Source organism: Mucilaginibacter rubeus (genome assembly GCF_003286415.2).
Classification (GTDB): Bacteria; Bacteroidota; Bacteroidia; order Sphingobacteriales; family Sphingobacteriaceae; genus Mucilaginibacter; species Mucilaginibacter rubeus_A.
Window position 1 is genome coordinate 6,279,419 of sequence record NZ_CP043450.1, and the last position, 13,908, is coordinate 6,293,326.

A 13,908-nucleotide genomic window follows, 5' to 3' on the forward strand; every position below is an offset into this window, starting at 1 on the left:
GAAAGCGGCATGCGCAATTATATCCTGTTACAGCAACCTATATGTGAATGTCAAATGTTGGTTGATTGTAGCGATTACAAACATTACCACTATGAAGCCAACAGAATATGACATTTTATTAGCAGGCGAACGACGCATTTTAGAGGCTATTCAGCAGTTGGAAACAGAATATAATTTCCATTTAGATGGCATGAAAGCCGAACTGGAAAGGGTGCGGGAGGCGCTGACCAAATGCAGCATGTCTGTAGTTCATGTCAGCGATAATATCAACGGAAAATTACAGTCAAATAAATAATAGCTTTAGTCACAAATAGTATCTTTGACAAAGCCTTATCATGAGCAATAATATAACACCAGCAGATGTCAATGATCGTGATTCATTTATAAAATTTGTCCTTGGATTGAAGAAAGATCTTGAGACAAAGGGAAATTCCTGGGAAAATATAGATTTAGCAAGTTTCCTTGACGCCCTGGCTTCTTATGCCGAAGATATTCAAGGTTACTACGATAATCTTGATCTGAGCATTAATGCCGACACGGCTTCTTGGCGGGTGTTTGCCGATATGTTAAAGGGTGCCGCTATTTATGAATAAACTCGCTTGCCAGCCCGCTCTTTATAACTCAAAACTCTTCATTAATTCCACTTTAACTTTTTCCATATCACCGGCAAGAATATTGTAAACCGTATCATACTGGCTGCACAAATCAAAAATGCCAACGCTGTACTGGCCGATATATCTTTCCCGGGATTCTTCATCATTCGAGTTTTTTATTTTATCGGCAAGGTCTAGCACGTTGAGATACAACTCATGCGATTTATTATTGGCGGCAATCAGTTCATCATAGGATAGCGATACGTTAAAGTACAAACCGATCAGGTTATGTTTCCAGTTGTCGATGTTCATTTTTTTGAGCTGAGCATCGGCCTCCTTCAAACTTTCGGTCATTGAACGGTAGCTGGCTTCGCTCCGGGGAATGCTCCGCCCCTTCCATAGCTGAACGCTTTTTTTGAGGATAGACATCGTTTCGCCGGTGACGTAATAATAGCTTTCGGCTATTTCTACCTGTTTGCTCCGATAGCGTTTTTTCAGGTCGATATCTGCTTTCCTCCTATCGCCCAAATAGGCAAACAGGCCGGTAAGCGTTTGTGAAATCAACGCCCCGGCAAGTCCTGAAAATGCGCTTACAATTAGAGTAGTATTTTCTGCCACCATGTTAGTAAATAAACTAACTACAGATGATGTGGCGAAACGTTTTCATCTTATTGCAATATTCCTGATTTTATGTAGCTTGGTCATTCAGAATGATTTACGAAATCTTTCTGAATACTCTGCTTTTTGCACCCTACTCAGAAACTCTGATTACATAACAACCGATAAATGCTCAATTCGTATACGATCAACCTTCAAACAGAAGCCGGAGAAAAGGAAATTTTTATAAGTCCATTTTTGCTGCAATCCAAAATACCACCCAATCTCAAATCAGGCAATATTGAGAAATTATTCTTTTATATAGAATTAAAAGATGATAGCTATAAAGCAGCACTGGAACAAGAAGAACTGAGCGACCGGTTTAAAACGGATGAATTTATCATTAACGTAGGTCAGGACTTTGAAAAATATTACTTAGGCAGCTTTCGCGTTGATTTTCAGGAAAAGCGCTGTTCACAATGGGAAGGTAAAACCGGCATTCTTACAGAGCAGGAAATAAAAACACTGGGAGAAAGCCTGTTTAATCCATCCGCCAAATCACGACGCATTACTTTATTTACCCCCACCCGGCCATCTGATTTCAATTTCGGGAGTTTTTGATTTTAAACCCTTAACGCTCCTCTGAAACCCCTGGCAGCATAGTACGACTCGGCACCGTTATGGTAAATAAAAATAGTATCGTAACGATAATCGGCAAAAATGCCCCCGCCAAGTTTCCTGATAGCTGTAGGTGTTTTTATCCAGCTTGATGTTTTGGTATCAAACTTTCCCAGCTTATGCAGTTCGCGGTACTGTTCTTCATTTAAAAGCTCAATACCCATATCCCTGGCCATTTCAACGGCGCTGTTTGCAGGTTTATATTCTTTACGGGCTTCCAACGCTTCATGATCGTAACAAACACTCCGCCTGCCTTTGGGGCTTTCGGCAACACAATCATAAAAAATATATTCGCCGGTATTTTCATCATAAGCAACAACATCCGGTTCGCCGCCGGTTATTTCCATCTCATTAAGAGACCATAGCTTTTCAGCACTGGCGTCCAGCTTTGTCTGTACTTTGGCCCACTCCACGCCGGTATGGCGGTTCATGTTTTTTTCAAAGCGGGTTTTCAATATTCCAATAAGTTCCTGCTGTTGTTCTGGTGATAGCTTCATGTTATTGTTGATTATGGTTTATTCGTTGATAATCCTATTCATTCCCTCCCTTGGCAGGGGTGTGTTTCTTCGGCGTTCATGACCTCCAGAATAACACACCCCTACACCCCTCTCAAGAGGGGAATCGCGCAGCCCCGCCTTTTCGGGTTATATAATTAATCATTCAATCCCTTGCCATTTAAAATCTGTGGCATCCATTTCTCAACCCTGGCCTCCCGGGTTGATGATTGTTTGGGTTGCGAAAAATGCAGCAGATAGGCCTTTTGGCGGCCTGGCGTCAGGGCTTCAAATGCGGTTTTCAATGCCGGAATCGAATCTAATTTGCGTTGAAACTCGTCGGCCACGGCAAAATCTTCCGTCTTTTTCAGGGTTACCTTTAAGCCTGCCTTTTCCACCTCAATGGCTTCATAAATGTAGGATTTCAGAATACTCCTTTGTTCGGTTACCTCTTCAACATTGGTAAACCGGATCTGCCGTGCTGCCTGCACATTTTCCGATTGCTGGATCAGGATCTGATGTGTGTCGCTTAACAACGCGCCCTTGAAAAATAAAAACGCGCAGTATTCTTTAAATACGTGTATTAAAACAATGTTGCTTTCGCGGTAGGTATAACATGGGCAACCCCATTTCAATTCTTCGGTCAATCCGCAATCAAGGGCAATTAATCTCAATTGCTCTATTTCTTCCCGCCACTTTTCGGCTTCGTTAAAATAAAAATCAACCTTAGGGTTCATGTTGTTTATTATTGGTTAACCGGGCTCATCTTTCTGTCTGCCGGTCTGAAATACCACGAAATTACTGTTAGTACCAGTAAAAGCAAAGCAGGAAATATCTCATTCACCGCGTTACCCGCCGCAAGATGCGAAAAAATCGCTCCCGACATAGCAAAGAAGAAACCAGCGTAAGCCCATTCTTTCACCACCGGAAATTTAGGAACGAGTACCGCTATGACACCCAGAACTTTCCAGAAACCCAATATCGTCAGAAAATAAGCGGGATAACCCAAATGAGCCACACTATCGGCCCCTCCCGCCCCCGATTTCATTTTCATTAACTGTACCGCCCCAGTTGATACCATCCCTAAAGCAAGCCAAAGGGTAGCAATCCAGTAAATAATTTTATTTCTTTTCATAACAGGCTACTATTTTAATTTGTTTAATACTTCCTGCAGGCGGTTATGTGCCATGTTTATGCCATATTCAAATGGCAGTTTCAGCATCTGATCCCTGAGCTCCGGCGTTCTGTACACCACATGCATATTAAGCCTGCTGGTATCGTTGGTAAGTTTTTCAAACTCCAAGAACTCCAACTGTACATCAAATGGCGCGTTGTCCATTTCAAACGTGCGGGTAATTTTTTGATCCGGGATAAACTCATGAACAGTTCCGTTGGCTTTAAAAACCACGTTACCATGCGGGTCTTTGGTTTCAAACTGCCAGCTGCCGTGCTTTTTATTTTCCAGCTTCAGCACCTTGGTTCCCATCCATTGCTCAACAATTTCGGCCTCGGTATAGGCTTTAAAAAGCAGTTCCACAGGTAATTCAAATACCCTGGTTATGGTTAAATCCTGTTTGCCATTTTCGGCGTCAATTTTGGTTTTCTTCTCCATGTTATTTGCCTTTATAATTTTTCATGATATCTTCTAATTTGTTGAACCGCTCTTCCCACATAGCGCGGAAGGGCTCAATAAAGTCGGCTACGTCTTTCATTCTTTCAGCATTAATATGATAATAGATCTCCCTGCCGTTTTGCTCCTGTTTAAGCAATTCGCACTCGGTAAGTATTTGAAGGTGCTTGGAAACTGTGGGCCGGGCAGTGTCAAAATTGGATGCAATTACGCCGGCAGTCATGGCTTGGGTGGCCACAAGCAAAAGGATAGCCCTCCTGGTTGGGTCGGCTATGGCCTGGAATACGTCTCGTCTTAAATTCATCATGTGGCTATTTGGCTACAAATATAAATGTAGCCATTTAACTACGCAAATGTTTTTAACATTTTTTTACAGACGACTTAGTACTTCAGGGAAAGGGTAGTTTAATTGGTGATAACCTTTAATTTCGGTACATCCACCAACGGAGAAGTAAGCATTCTGGCAGCCATCAAATGGCTTTCCGGCCCAAACCATGATTTTCCGTTTGTCATTACTGCCGTTATGCGGTATGTTGAACCTATCTCAACAAATTTACAATGATACACTTGCTTCGTTACCTTATTCTCAAATACGGCTGTACCACACCTGCTGGAGATAGGCATGAACGAAACGTCGATTTGTCCGTTTTTTAGATCCATTTCTGAAAGGGATTTAAATAACCTATGATTTAAAACTTTTGCATTCATATAAATTTAAACATATGAGTGCCAAAAGAGGGCTGTTCAGATTGTTCAGTTTTTGATTAGGGCAAACCCGCCTGTTCAGCGCTGCTGCATGAAGATATCTTATTGATCCACAAACCTTCCCGCACGCCGCGATAACCTGTCAAAAACACATTAATTTATTTTCTGAAAGTAATAAAATGGGCCATTACTTATTTTGTAATACATTCTTAACACGCCTTCGCTTAAAAAAGTGTAATTTTAGGTCTTCTTAGGTTATACTACTGGTAACAGTAAACTATAATAATTTATGGGTATGAATGCCATTCACAATAAAGATATTGGGACCAAGCAAAAAGCACTGGCCATTAATCTTAACCCCGAAATTTATGGCTCATTTGCCGAAATTGGAGCAGGACAGGACGTAGCAGCAAACTTTTTTAAAGCCGGGGCATCATCCGGCACCATAGCCAAAACCATGTCGGCTTATGACATGCTTTTTTCAGATGCCATTTATGGGGTACAGCAAAGCCGCCGTTATGTGAGCGAACCGCGATTAATGGCTATGCTTAGCCACGAATACGGTCTTATCATTGAGCGTCTTGGTGCTCAGCGCGGCGATACATCAACATTTTTTGCTTTCGCGGATACGGTATCGGCCCTCAACTACAACAAAACCAACGAAGGTCATGGCTGGATGGGTGTACGCTTTCAGCTGGAACCTAACGGGCAGTACAACGATGTGATCATTCACGTTAAATTGCTGGATAACGATAATAACCTGCAGCAGCAGGCCGTAGGTATTTTGGGTGTAAACCTGATGTATGCCTGCTTTTATTACAATGAGATCCCGCCGGTATTCCTACTGTCGCTAATGGATAACCTCTCGCGCGATAGAATCCAGATTGACATGATCCGCTTTGAGGGGCCAAACTTTACCAAGGTTGATAACCGCTTGATGAGCCTTCACCTGGTAAAATATGGCTTTTCGGACGCCGCGCTGTTCGGGCCGGATGGTAAAAACCTGCAGCCTTCAGAAGTTTTGTACAAAAAGCACATTGTAATGGTGCGCGGCCGTTTCCGCCCGGTCATTAACGTGCATATGGACATGTTGAACACCGGTGTTAAACAATTCCTGCAGGAATCGGATGTTGACAAAGAAAATGTAGTGGTAGTTACCGAGCTCACACTACAAGCCCTTAAGGAGCGTAATGCCGATATCAACGCCGATATTGATGAAAAGGACTTCCTTGACCGGGTAGACATCCTTGGCTCACTGGGGCAAACGGTAATGATCTCTAACTTCCACGAGTATTATAAGCTGGTAGCCTACCTGTCAAAGATCACCAAACTTAAAATGGGCGTGGTACTTGGTTTCCCTAACCTGGAGTATATCTTCTCTGAAGAGCATTATAAAGACCTGCCGGGCGGCATTTTGGAATCGTTCGCTACATTATTCAGCCGTAAGGTAAAATTATTCATATACCCAACCCTGCGCGATGGCGTAATCTGGAACTGTTTACGTTTTTATCTGCCGCCGCACCTGATAGACTTGTACCGCTACCTGATAGCCAATAATAAAATAGAAGATATCAGGCATTATAACGAAAACAACCTTAACGTTGAAACCGACAATGTGCTGGAGTTGATAAAACTGGGCGCCACCGGTTGGGAAGAATTTGTACCTGCAGAAGTTGCCTCTATTATCAAAGAACGGCGCCTGTTTGGCTATGCTTCCGGATTGGAGCCGGCAAAAGCACTTGATGTGCCTCCTGCGGATGGAGATCGTACAGAGATTGATATCGCCTAAAAAGCTAAAAGCAGATTGAGTATCCATTCTTTATCCCCTCTTGAGAGGGGGCGCGAAGGAATGTGTGTTGGCAGGGGTGTGTTTATGTAATTAGCTTATCAAAGCAGAAACACACCCCTCCACCCCTCTCAAGAGGGGAATCCCGCAGCCCATGCTTTTTTATTTCATGAAACTAATAATCTCCCGTTCGTTTTTTTACGGCAAAACTGAAGGTTTTTGACCAAGGATGTATTTAATCCTTTCGGCCTGGCCTGATGTATCTGTTTTTAAGTCGAGGTTTCTACCTTCTAACTGCTCATAATTAACAGCGACATTATTGCCCGACGAAGCGGTTTTGATCACTTCCACCGATTCAACATCTGATGGGATCTTTGCGCCAAACCAGTGGTCATCATCCTGCTGTTTCCAGGTTACCAATGTAAAAACCTCTTTCGCAGCAATTATCTTATTCCCTTCTATTGCTGCTTTTAATGCCAGGTCATTACCATAAAGCGTTGAAGCCGTTCCTTTTGTTTTATTAACAAAGGAGGTAATTACTTTAAGTCCGTCGAGGTTATATTTTGGCGACGAAGGCAGCGCGGCTTTGTTGTTGTACAATTCAACCGGTTTATTATCTGAGCAGGCCGCCAACATTAGTGTGCATGCTGCAAGTAAACTATATAATGCTTTCATGGGTTTAGTGTTTAATGGGTAGGGTGAATACAAAATCTTCGGCGGCCATTGGCTTATGGCAATTCATACACTCATTTGTAAATAATACATTCGCGCCTCCGTACGGAACCATTTTCGGAGTTTTAAACCTCGCCCATCCCCAGCCATAGGTCGACGCGTATTTTTTATCATCCTTTATCATGTACTCAACCTGTTTAAACTCGCCGGTATGGGTTGTTCCGTCTTTATCCTGTAATTGTGCCCAGGCAACTTTAGCAAAAATGGCTCCGTTTGGCCATGGGTGGATATTGTTTTCTTTGATGGCTTTTACAGCTATGTCATTACCAAAAATTACGCGTAAGGTATTATTATCAAAACGCTCGGTTGTGCTGATGGGCTGCCAGTTTTTATAATCGGGGATATAAGCAATACCGTTGGCAGCTGTTGGCAATTTGGCGATCGCTGTTTCATTTTTCTCCCAATGCTGATATTGCTTATCTGCCGCGTTGATAGCAGCGGTATCGGCAGGTTTGTTATGAACCATACTTGCAAGATAATTTTTAAGCACAGCCAGATCGGCTGGAGATACCTTGGCTTCGGTATGGACCGCCGTATAGCTTGGCAAAGGCATGGCTCCTGAAATAATTTGATTGATAGATTCCCAAAGTTTTGCTTTCTGATCGGCGGGAGCGAGTTTATTCCATTCCGAAAAATTAAGATCAGCCCTGCCATCCTTGATATGTGATGCTACTCCCCAATAAACCGGGACTATCTTATCGTACCAGCGTAAATTGGTGTTGTTAGAGTGGCAATCATAACAAGCGCGCTGAACAATGGCCTTCACATCGGCAGGGACTTCCAGATCGCCGGTTACGGGTGGATTGGGAACATCAGGGCGTACAAACTGGATGCCCACAAAGCCCAGGAATAAAATCATGATAATGATGAATGCTTTTCGTTGATATAAAGGTTTTCTGTTGGTTCTCATAGCCTCTCGGTTTTGTGATACAAAGAAAAGTACAATCATTAACAATGAATATTACAATTAGTTGAGCAGGTGAAAACAATCGTTAAACGGGTAAAAAAGGAAGTTGAAACTACAAAACGGGTTGTTTTTGTGCACCATTTTTATTCCCTCCCTTGGGAGGGGTGCGGCGGGGATGCGTAATGGCAGGGAGGGGTCTATACACATTTTATAACACCGGGAGTCTGTCAGAAACCCCTCCCTACACCCTCCCTGGGGAGGGAATCGCACCAGGCTCCGCTTTTTAATTATTCATTTGCAATGTTTTCAGCATCAACGATCTAATTAACATATCCGAATAAACTTTAAATTAGCTTGGCAGTCAAACACGCGCATAAATCATCCAAACAAATGAAAACAAGATCAATCTTACTCTTACTGCTTATTTCCCTTTGCGCTATTAAAGCGGATGCGCAATACAATTTTGGCAAAGTCGACACCTGGCTGAACGACCACGCTTCAGAAATGGGTGGCCGGGTGGTACTTGTTGTTTATAAGGATGGCAAGATCGTTTATAACCACGCCGCAAATGATATGAACATGAGGCAAAAATTTGTAAGTCGGATGGTTGCCCGCAAACAAGGTAAAAAGGCCGATCTGGATGATTACACCTCTACTTCAAGGGCTGCTATAGCCAGTTGCAGCAAATGGCTAAGTGCCGCATTGGTAATGACCTTTGTTGATGAGGGTAAACTAAAACTTACCGATACCGTTGGCAAATACCTGCCTGTGCTTTCCCAACATGGAAAAGGCAGCATCACCATAGGGCAATGCCTATCCCATCAAACAGGGATTAAAACCCCTCCATTAAAAGAAAGCCTGGAAGATATGCGCCAGGATAACTCGATGGACGATGCCATTGCCGATATCGCGGCCTTACCAATGGAAGGCACACCCGGAAAAGTTTTTCATTACAGCAACGCCGGTTTGCAGATTGCCGGTGCCATCATTGAGAAGATCAGCGGCAAAAGTTTCGAAACCCTTTTTGCCGAGCGCATTGCACGTCCGCTGAATATGCTTCATACAGATTTTGGTAACGCCAAAGTGGCCTTACCCGCTGGCGGGGCTTATAGTACACCCGAAGATTACCTGAATTTTTTAACCATGATCATGAACCGGGGCGTTTTTAACGGCAAGCGAATACTGAGCGAGAACAGTATAGCCCAGATGCAAATAAACAGGATCACGCCCGACGTAAAGATAGCCTACTCCCCTGCCGAAGCCGGAGGTTTAGGTTACGGATATGGCGAGTGGGTATTTGATGAGCACACAGTAAGCAGTCCGGGATTGTTCGGGAGTTTCCCCTGGATTGACAAGGATAAAAAATATGCCGCCTTTATGATGACTTTCTATCTTAAAAACGACGGTCGGCAGCAACACTACAAGGAATTGAAGCAACTGGTGGATGAAGCCGTAAAGTAGTAGTTTTGCAGGCATGAAGCTGTATATTAAAAACATGGTTTGCAGTCGCTGCAAAATGATGGTGAAAACCGAACTTGAAAAAGTAGGGTTACAGCCCCTATCTGTTGACCTTGGCGAAGTAGAAGTTAAGGAAGCCCCATCCACATCACAGCTTAAGGAATTGGAAAGTTCGCTTAATGAACTCGGGTTTGAATTAATAGATGATCAAAAAAGCCGCCTTATTGAGCAGATCAAAACGCTCATCATTGAGCACGTTCACTATAATGAAACGCAATCGCCCTTAAAACTTTCGGCGCTACTTACATCGAAGCTTAATTATGATTACGGCTACCTTAGCAACCTGTTTTCAGCAGTAGAAGGTACAACTATCGAAAAATACCACATCGCCCAACGGATTGAAAAAGTAAAAGAGCTGCTGATTTACAATGAGCTCAACCTTTCTGAAATAGCCTTTCAGTTAGGCTATAGCAGCGTTGCCTATCTGTCCAGCCAGTTTAAACAGGTAACCGGGATGACGCCTTCGGCTTTTAAAGTCTTACAAGGCAGTAAACGAAGGAATCTGGAGGATATCTAACCCTGCGACCTTTATTCATTATAAAAGAAAAATGCGTGTACAACAATTGTCATCCTGAGTGGAAGAAAATAGAGATCTGTGAAGGTCAAATGACATATCCGCGGCGTCATTGCGAGGCACGAAGCAATCCCCGATAGGCAGGTAACGACTATTGTTGTAATGAACTTACATCGTCGCGCTCTGGCCGCGCGTGGACAGGTACTTTTGTAGCCTCAAAAGTACCCAAAAAGGCTTGCAGCAGAAAGGCTTCTTTGCCCACACCCTACCCTAAGTCCACCACTCGGCATTTGCCCTGCAAAACGAACAGAACCACGGGCTGCAATTATTTTGCCCCGATTCGCACTATCCCCAGCTTCTGCAAAAACTTGCTATGCCCTTACAGCCGCACATTCCCCGCATTGTTCTGCCCGTTTTCACCCGAAGCTGATCTGCTGCGAAAAACCGGTTTTAATTATGTCATGCTGAGGAACGAAGCATCTTCTTCACCATGCATGGCGGCTCTGTATATTAAAGAAGATCCTTTCGCTATCGCTCAGGATGACAAGTACTTATTAGCTTATCTTATTATCATCCCTTTTCTTCCTCAACTGTAAATATCATAAATCATAACTATAATACTGTAACAGCTTGGGCACAACCTCATGGTAATTTTGTATCAACAAATACAAATTATCATGACACATACATATAACATTACCGGAATGACCTGCACCGGATGTCTTGCCAAGGTACAAGGCCTGCTACAGCAGGTTCCCAATATTGAAAAGGTTGATATCTCATTGGCCGAAGGTACCGCCGATATCACCATGAAAAAGCACGTATCAACAGCCGATCTTCAGCAGGCGCTTGCCACCTATCCCAAATACCAACTTAGTGAAGCGGAGCCGCACCACCATGCGATGAGCATCAATGATGATACCGAAAACCGCACATGGCTTCAAACTTATAAACCCATCCTGCTTATATTCGGATATCTGCTGGCGGCATCATTAATTGCTGGATATAGCAGTGCATTTAACATCATGACCATGATGCGCGTATTCATGAGCGGCTTTTTCCTGGTGTTTTCATTTTTCAAGCTGCTGGATATTGGTGGCTTTGCCGATAGCTACAGTATGTACGATGTAGTAGCCAAACGCTGGCGAGGATGGGGCTACATTTATGTTTTTGTTGAATTGGGCCTGGGCCTTGCCTTTGCATTGAATATAGCGCCGGTAGCAGTCAACACTATCATGGTTATAGTAATGACTATAAGTCTTATTGGTGTACTGCAAAGCGTTTTCAATAAAAGGCAGATCCGTTGCGCATGCCTTGGCGCTGTGTTTAACCTGCCCATGAGCACCGTAACCATTATTGAAGATGGCCTGATGATTTTAATGGGGGTTGTGATGTTGGGATTGATGTAATATTAAATCAGAGAAAGTTGTTACCTGATGCAAATGGTTGCAACTTTTTCTTACTTTAAAACCCATGCATAACACAGCCCTATTTCTTTTACAGGATTGGTTCAATATCAGCGGTCGCGGATTAGTGATAGCTGGCCAGATTACTGAAGGGCAGATTAATTCGGGCGATTATATCTGTCTTGATGAAGTAGTAATTAAAATCAAAAGCGTAGAAATTGGCGACAGAACGCCCAATGCGTTCTTTATTGGATTGATATTGGACACAAACAATCAAGGTGATATGCTTTCATCACTTACCAAATTAAGAGGCAAAAATTTATCTGTAATTAAAGCTATTACATTCTGAACCGCAAAGCCACAGAGCGTCCTAAAGCTTGGGCAAAATCGGGTTCAATCACGGGGCCTTCGCCGGTTTGTACCCATACACGGCGGGCGTCTTTTTGAAGAAGTATCTTTTCTCCGTTCAGTAAAATTTCAAGTTCGCTGGTGGCCGGGGTAATTGGCGAGGTGTTGATTTGATACACGTAATCGGTATCGTTAAAAGTTATTCTTAGTGGCAATCCCATCTTTATCTTCTCTCCGGTAAACATACATATCCCATGTTATAAAAACAACAACAGTTGGTTTATGGCTTCAATTAATATCTTAACTTCCTTTGTTACAGTGAATTATTTTACAAACCCGATTACGCGGCCAGCTGTAATTCAACCTTGCGGATCAGGCTATTCATACCAAATGGCTTGTGCAAAACGTCGTCCGGACCTCCTTTTTGTGGTATAATTGCATCCGTTTCTTCACTTTCTGAGCAAACAATTACACGCAGATTTTTGGTGGCCGAGTTCAATTTAATAAGCCGGCAAAGCTCCCGCCCGTCCATACCCGCATTAACAATATCCAGGATCACCAGGTCTGGATGACAAGCTTTAATGATCTTAAAAATTTCCTGGACACGGGTTGATGAGGCTACCTGGTAACCTTTACCGAGCAAAATGTAGGTCATTACCTCTATCATCAGCTCGTTATCATCAACTATCAAAATTCGTTTCGCCATATCCGTGCCCTTCTTAAGGTCATAATAGCAATGCAAAGCACATGCCATTGATTAACTTACAGTTAAGCGGCAAAACCCTATATCAAACAGTGTCTGTTTTTCTAATGAGATTTTAACATTTATCGCCTTGATTATTAAACACAATTGATCTGTTTTATTACATTTGGCATGTAGTAAATAGATTTAGCAGGTAAAAATGGATAATATTAATATCAAGAAACTGGCAAAGGAGCTCAACATATCCACATCAACTGTATCGAGGGCCTTTAACGGAAATACTGATATTAATAAAGATACCAAAGAGCGCATCCTGGCCTACGCCAAGCAGCATAATTATTTACCTAACCACTACGCCAGCAACCTTCGAGATAAAAAGACCAAAACCCTGGCCGTTATTGTTCCTGAAATTGCAAATGATTTTTTTTCGCAGGCTATAAACGGAATTGAAGAGGTTGCCCGTAAAAAAGGCTTTTATATTTTACTTTACCGTACCGACGATGTTTTTGAAAAAGAGGTTTCGTTTGTAAACTATCTTAACAATGGCAAGGCCGATGGTATTATCATGTCTGTATCCGGAGAGGCTAATGATCATAATTATTTAGGTCAACTGGAAAAAAAACACGTTCCGGTTGTTTTCTTCGACCGTGTTTATGAGGATATTGAGGCTGCAAAAGTAACCACCAATGACTACGACAGCAGTTTTTCGGCTACCGAACACCTGATTAAAACCGGCTGCAAAAAAATAGCCTACCTGGTGGTTAATAAAAGCATTTCTATTGGTAAGGTGAGGATGCAAGGGTATTTGGACGCCCTGGCTAAACACAAGATCGCGTTTGATGATAACCTCGTTATCGACTGCAGTAACGACGAAAAGGTGAATTATAAAATCCTTAAAAAGTCCCTGCAGGAAATTAAGCCCGATGGTATTTTCAGCTCGGTAGAGCGTTTGGCTTTCGCCACCTATTATGTTTGCAATGACCTTGGTATTTCGATACCCAATGATCTGAAGGTGATCAGCTTTTCGAGCTTGAGGGTAGCCCCGCTATTGTGCCCTCCCCTCTCAACCATTACGCAACCAGCCTACGAAATGGGTGTAAAAGCAGCAACGTTATTGTTCGATGTGCTCGAAAATAACGGCAATGCTTCCAAAAAGGAGCATGTGCTGAAGTCGAAACTGTTTATCAGGAAGTCATCTTCGGGTTCATAGTTCATGGTTGATGGTTCATAGTAAGAAAGTAGGATACATAAAAAAACAGGCGATAGAAATAATTCTATCGCCTGTTTTACAAGATGG

General features: G+C 42.8%; 20 protein-coding genes. 9 read left to right on the top strand and 11 right to left on the bottom strand.

Translation table 11 applies throughout. The annotated features are described in order from the left end of the window. Window positions 1-91: 91 nt before the first annotated feature. Together DEO27_RS25220 and DEO27_RS25225 are read left to right on the top strand one after the other, a co-directional pair. On the top strand, window positions 92-295 hold the full coding sequence (locus DEO27_RS25220; RefSeq protein ID WP_112568232.1) for a hypothetical protein: 204 nt from the start codon (window positions 92-94) through the stop codon (window positions 293-295). Between the two features lie 40 nt (window positions 296-335). After that, window positions 336-593, top strand: a complete 258-nt coding sequence (locus tag DEO27_RS25225; protein ID WP_112568230.1) for a hypothetical protein — start codon at window positions 336-338, stop codon at window positions 591-593. A gap of 21 nt (window positions 594-614) precedes the next feature. On the opposite strand, the gene DEO27_RS25230 is transcribed toward DEO27_RS25225, so the two are convergent. Continuing rightward, a complete protein-coding gene (locus tag DEO27_RS25230; protein WP_112568228.1) occupies window positions 615-1,214 on the bottom strand; it encodes a hypothetical protein in 600 nt (199 codons plus the stop codon). A gap of 165 nt (window positions 1,215-1,379) precedes the next feature. On the opposite strand from DEO27_RS25230, the gene DEO27_RS25235 reads away from it, so the two are divergent. Further along, window positions 1,380-1,811 carry a hypothetical protein gene (locus DEO27_RS25235; RefSeq protein ID WP_112568226.1) on the top strand — a complete coding sequence of 144 codons (432 nt, stop codon included), beginning with the start codon at window positions 1,380-1,382 and terminating at the stop codon, window positions 1,809-1,811. A gap of 2 nt (window positions 1,812-1,813) precedes the next feature. Here DEO27_RS25235 and DEO27_RS25240 read toward each other — a convergent pair whose 3' ends face one another. The 6 genes from DEO27_RS25240 to DEO27_RS25265 form a co-directional block, all read right to left on the bottom strand. Next, the gene (locus DEO27_RS25240) at window positions 1,814-2,365 is read right to left on the bottom strand and encodes a DUF4256 domain-containing protein (RefSeq protein ID WP_112568224.1); all 552 of its coding nucleotides are present in this window, start codon (window positions 2,363-2,365) and stop codon (window positions 1,814-1,816) included. 155 nt (window positions 2,366-2,520) lie between these two features. Then, window positions 2,521-3,099 carry a YdeI/OmpD-associated family protein gene (locus tag DEO27_RS25245; RefSeq protein WP_190295231.1) on the bottom strand — a complete coding sequence of 193 codons (579 nt, stop codon included), beginning with the start codon at window positions 3,097-3,099 and terminating at the stop codon, window positions 2,521-2,523. Between the two features lie 8 nt (window positions 3,100-3,107). Then, a complete protein-coding gene (locus DEO27_RS25250) occupies window positions 3,108-3,497 on the bottom strand; it encodes a DoxX family protein (RefSeq protein WP_112568220.1) in 390 nt (129 codons plus the stop codon). A 9-nt stretch (window positions 3,498-3,506) separates the two neighbouring features. Then, window positions 3,507-3,974 (bottom strand): SRPBCC domain-containing protein, encoded by a 468-nt coding sequence (locus tag DEO27_RS25255; RefSeq protein WP_112568218.1) that lies wholly within the window; start codon window positions 3,972-3,974, stop codon window positions 3,507-3,509. Window position 3,975: 1 nt separating this feature from the next. Then, the gene (locus tag DEO27_RS25260) at window positions 3,976-4,296 is read right to left on the bottom strand and encodes an ArsR/SmtB family transcription factor (RefSeq protein WP_112568216.1); all 321 of its coding nucleotides are present in this window, start codon (window positions 4,294-4,296) and stop codon (window positions 3,976-3,978) included. A 101-nt stretch (window positions 4,297-4,397) separates the two neighbouring features. After that, complete coding sequence (locus tag DEO27_RS25265; RefSeq protein WP_146749974.1) at window positions 4,398-4,652, bottom strand: hypothetical protein; 255 nt, start codon at window positions 4,650-4,652, stop codon at window positions 4,398-4,400. Between the two features lie 340 nt (window positions 4,653-4,992). Here DEO27_RS25265 and DEO27_RS25270 point away from each other — a divergent pair, with 340 nt between their 5' ends. Beyond that, entirely contained in the window at window positions 4,993-6,486 is a 1,494-nt protein-coding gene (locus tag DEO27_RS25270; protein ID WP_112568212.1) for a TonB-dependent receptor, read from the top strand. Between the two features lie 195 nt (window positions 6,487-6,681). Here the strand turns inward: DEO27_RS25270 and DEO27_RS25275 are convergent, their stop codons facing one another. Both DEO27_RS25275 and DEO27_RS25280 read right to left on the bottom strand, forming a co-directional pair. Then, window positions 6,682-7,158 (bottom strand): hypothetical protein, encoded by a 477-nt coding sequence (locus DEO27_RS25275; RefSeq protein WP_146749973.1) that lies wholly within the window; start codon window positions 7,156-7,158, stop codon window positions 6,682-6,684. Between the two features lie 4 nt (window positions 7,159-7,162). Further along, on the bottom strand, window positions 7,163-8,125 hold the full coding sequence (locus DEO27_RS25280; RefSeq protein WP_112568208.1) for a heme-binding domain-containing protein: 963 nt from the start codon (window positions 8,123-8,125) through the stop codon (window positions 7,163-7,165). 387 nt (window positions 8,126-8,512) lie between these two features. Between DEO27_RS25280 and DEO27_RS25285 the strand changes: the two genes are divergently transcribed. The 4 genes from DEO27_RS25285 to DEO27_RS25300 all read left to right on the top strand — a co-directional run bounded on the left by DEO27_RS25285 (window position 8,513) and on the right by DEO27_RS25300 (window position 11,909). Further along, window positions 8,513-9,583 (top strand): serine hydrolase domain-containing protein, encoded by a 1,071-nt coding sequence (locus DEO27_RS25285; RefSeq protein WP_112568206.1) that lies wholly within the window; start codon window positions 8,513-8,515, stop codon window positions 9,581-9,583. Between the two features lie 13 nt (window positions 9,584-9,596). Continuing rightward, window positions 9,597-10,157 carry an AraC family transcriptional regulator gene (locus DEO27_RS25290; protein WP_112568204.1) on the top strand — a complete coding sequence of 187 codons (561 nt, stop codon included), beginning with the start codon at window positions 9,597-9,599 and terminating at the stop codon, window positions 10,155-10,157. A gap of 674 nt (window positions 10,158-10,831) precedes the next feature. After that, window positions 10,832-11,563, top strand: a complete 732-nt coding sequence (locus DEO27_RS25295; protein ID WP_112568202.1) for a heavy metal translocating P-type ATPase — start codon at window positions 10,832-10,834, stop codon at window positions 11,561-11,563. A 64-nt stretch (window positions 11,564-11,627) separates the two neighbouring features. Continuing rightward, entirely contained in the window at window positions 11,628-11,909 is a 282-nt protein-coding gene (locus tag DEO27_RS25300) for a hypothetical protein (protein WP_112568200.1), read from the top strand. Here the strand turns inward: DEO27_RS25300 and DEO27_RS25305 are convergent. Beyond that, window positions 11,899-12,153, bottom strand: coding sequence for a hypothetical protein (locus tag DEO27_RS25305; protein ID WP_223818049.1), 255 nt, complete (start codon window positions 12,151-12,153; stop codon window positions 11,899-11,901). The two genes, DEO27_RS25300 and DEO27_RS25305, sit on opposite strands and share 11 nt — an antisense overlap. 95 nt (window positions 12,154-12,248) lie before the next feature. Continuing rightward, window positions 12,249-12,614, bottom strand: a complete 366-nt coding sequence (locus tag DEO27_RS25310; protein WP_190295233.1) for a PleD family two-component system response regulator — start codon at window positions 12,612-12,614, stop codon at window positions 12,249-12,251. A gap of 196 nt (window positions 12,615-12,810) precedes the next feature. Between DEO27_RS25310 and DEO27_RS25315 the strand changes: the two genes are divergently transcribed. Beyond that, window positions 12,811-13,821: a LacI family DNA-binding transcriptional regulator gene (locus tag DEO27_RS25315; protein WP_112568196.1), complete on the top strand. Its 1,011-nt coding sequence runs from the start codon at window positions 12,811-12,813 to the stop codon at window positions 13,819-13,821. The last annotated feature ends 87 nt before the right edge of the window (window positions 13,822-13,908 follow it).

Bases quoted from the DNA above. Each gene is read 5' to 3' on its own strand.
- DEO27_RS25240 (WP_112568224.1), bottom strand. From the start codon at position 2,365: ATGAAGCTATCACCAGAACAACAGCAGGAACTTATTGGAATATTGAAA.
- DEO27_RS25270 (WP_112568212.1), top strand. From the start codon at position 4,993: ATGAATGCCATTCACAATAAAGATATTGGGACCAAGCAAAAAGCACTG.
- DEO27_RS25225 (WP_112568230.1), top strand. From the start codon at position 336: ATGAGCAATAATATAACACCAGCAGATGTCAATGATCGTGATTCATTT.
- DEO27_RS25260 (WP_112568216.1), bottom strand. From the start codon at position 4,296: ATGAATTTAAGACGAGACGTATTCCAGGCCATAGCCGACCCAACCAGG.
- DEO27_RS25275 (WP_146749973.1), bottom strand. From the start codon at position 7,158: ATGAAAGCATTATATAGTTTACTTGCAGCATGCACACTAATGTTGGCG.
- DEO27_RS25305 (WP_223818049.1), bottom strand. From the start codon at position 12,153: ATGTTTACCGGAGAGAAGATAAAGATGGGATTGCCACTAAGAATAACT.
- DEO27_RS25255 (WP_112568218.1), bottom strand. From the start codon at position 3,974: ATGGAGAAGAAAACCAAAATTGACGCCGAAAATGGCAAACAGGATTTA.
- DEO27_RS25220 (WP_112568232.1), top strand. From the start codon at position 92: ATGAAGCCAACAGAATATGACATTTTATTAGCAGGCGAACGACGCATT.
- DEO27_RS25300 (WP_112568200.1), top strand. From the start codon at position 11,628: ATGCATAACACAGCCCTATTTCTTTTACAGGATTGGTTCAATATCAGC.
- DEO27_RS25315 (WP_112568196.1), top strand. From the start codon at position 12,811: ATGGATAATATTAATATCAAGAAACTGGCAAAGGAGCTCAACATATCC.
- DEO27_RS25230 (WP_112568228.1), bottom strand. From the start codon at position 1,214: ATGGTGGCAGAAAATACTACTCTAATTGTAAGCGCATTTTCAGGACTT.
- DEO27_RS25250 (WP_112568220.1), bottom strand. From the start codon at position 3,497: ATGAAAAGAAATAAAATTATTTACTGGATTGCTACCCTTTGGCTTGCT.
- DEO27_RS25310 (WP_190295233.1), bottom strand. From the start codon at position 12,614: ATGGCGAAACGAATTTTGATAGTTGATGATAACGAGCTGATGATAGAG.
- DEO27_RS25285 (WP_112568206.1), top strand. From the start codon at position 8,513: ATGAAAACAAGATCAATCTTACTCTTACTGCTTATTTCCCTTTGCGCT.
- DEO27_RS25295 (WP_112568202.1), top strand. From the start codon at position 10,832: ATGACACATACATATAACATTACCGGAATGACCTGCACCGGATGTCTT.
- DEO27_RS25245 (WP_190295231.1), bottom strand. From the start codon at position 3,099: ATGAACCCTAAGGTTGATTTTTATTTTAACGAAGCCGAAAAGTGGCGG.
- DEO27_RS25265 (WP_146749974.1), bottom strand. From the start codon at position 4,652: ATGGATCTAAAAAACGGACAAATCGACGTTTCGTTCATGCCTATCTCC.
- DEO27_RS25235 (WP_112568226.1), top strand. From the start codon at position 1,380: ATGCTCAATTCGTATACGATCAACCTTCAAACAGAAGCCGGAGAAAAG.
- DEO27_RS25280 (WP_112568208.1), bottom strand. From the start codon at position 8,125: ATGAGAACCAACAGAAAACCTTTATATCAACGAAAAGCATTCATCATT.
- DEO27_RS25290 (WP_112568204.1), top strand. From the start codon at position 9,597: ATGAAGCTGTATATTAAAAACATGGTTTGCAGTCGCTGCAAAATGATG.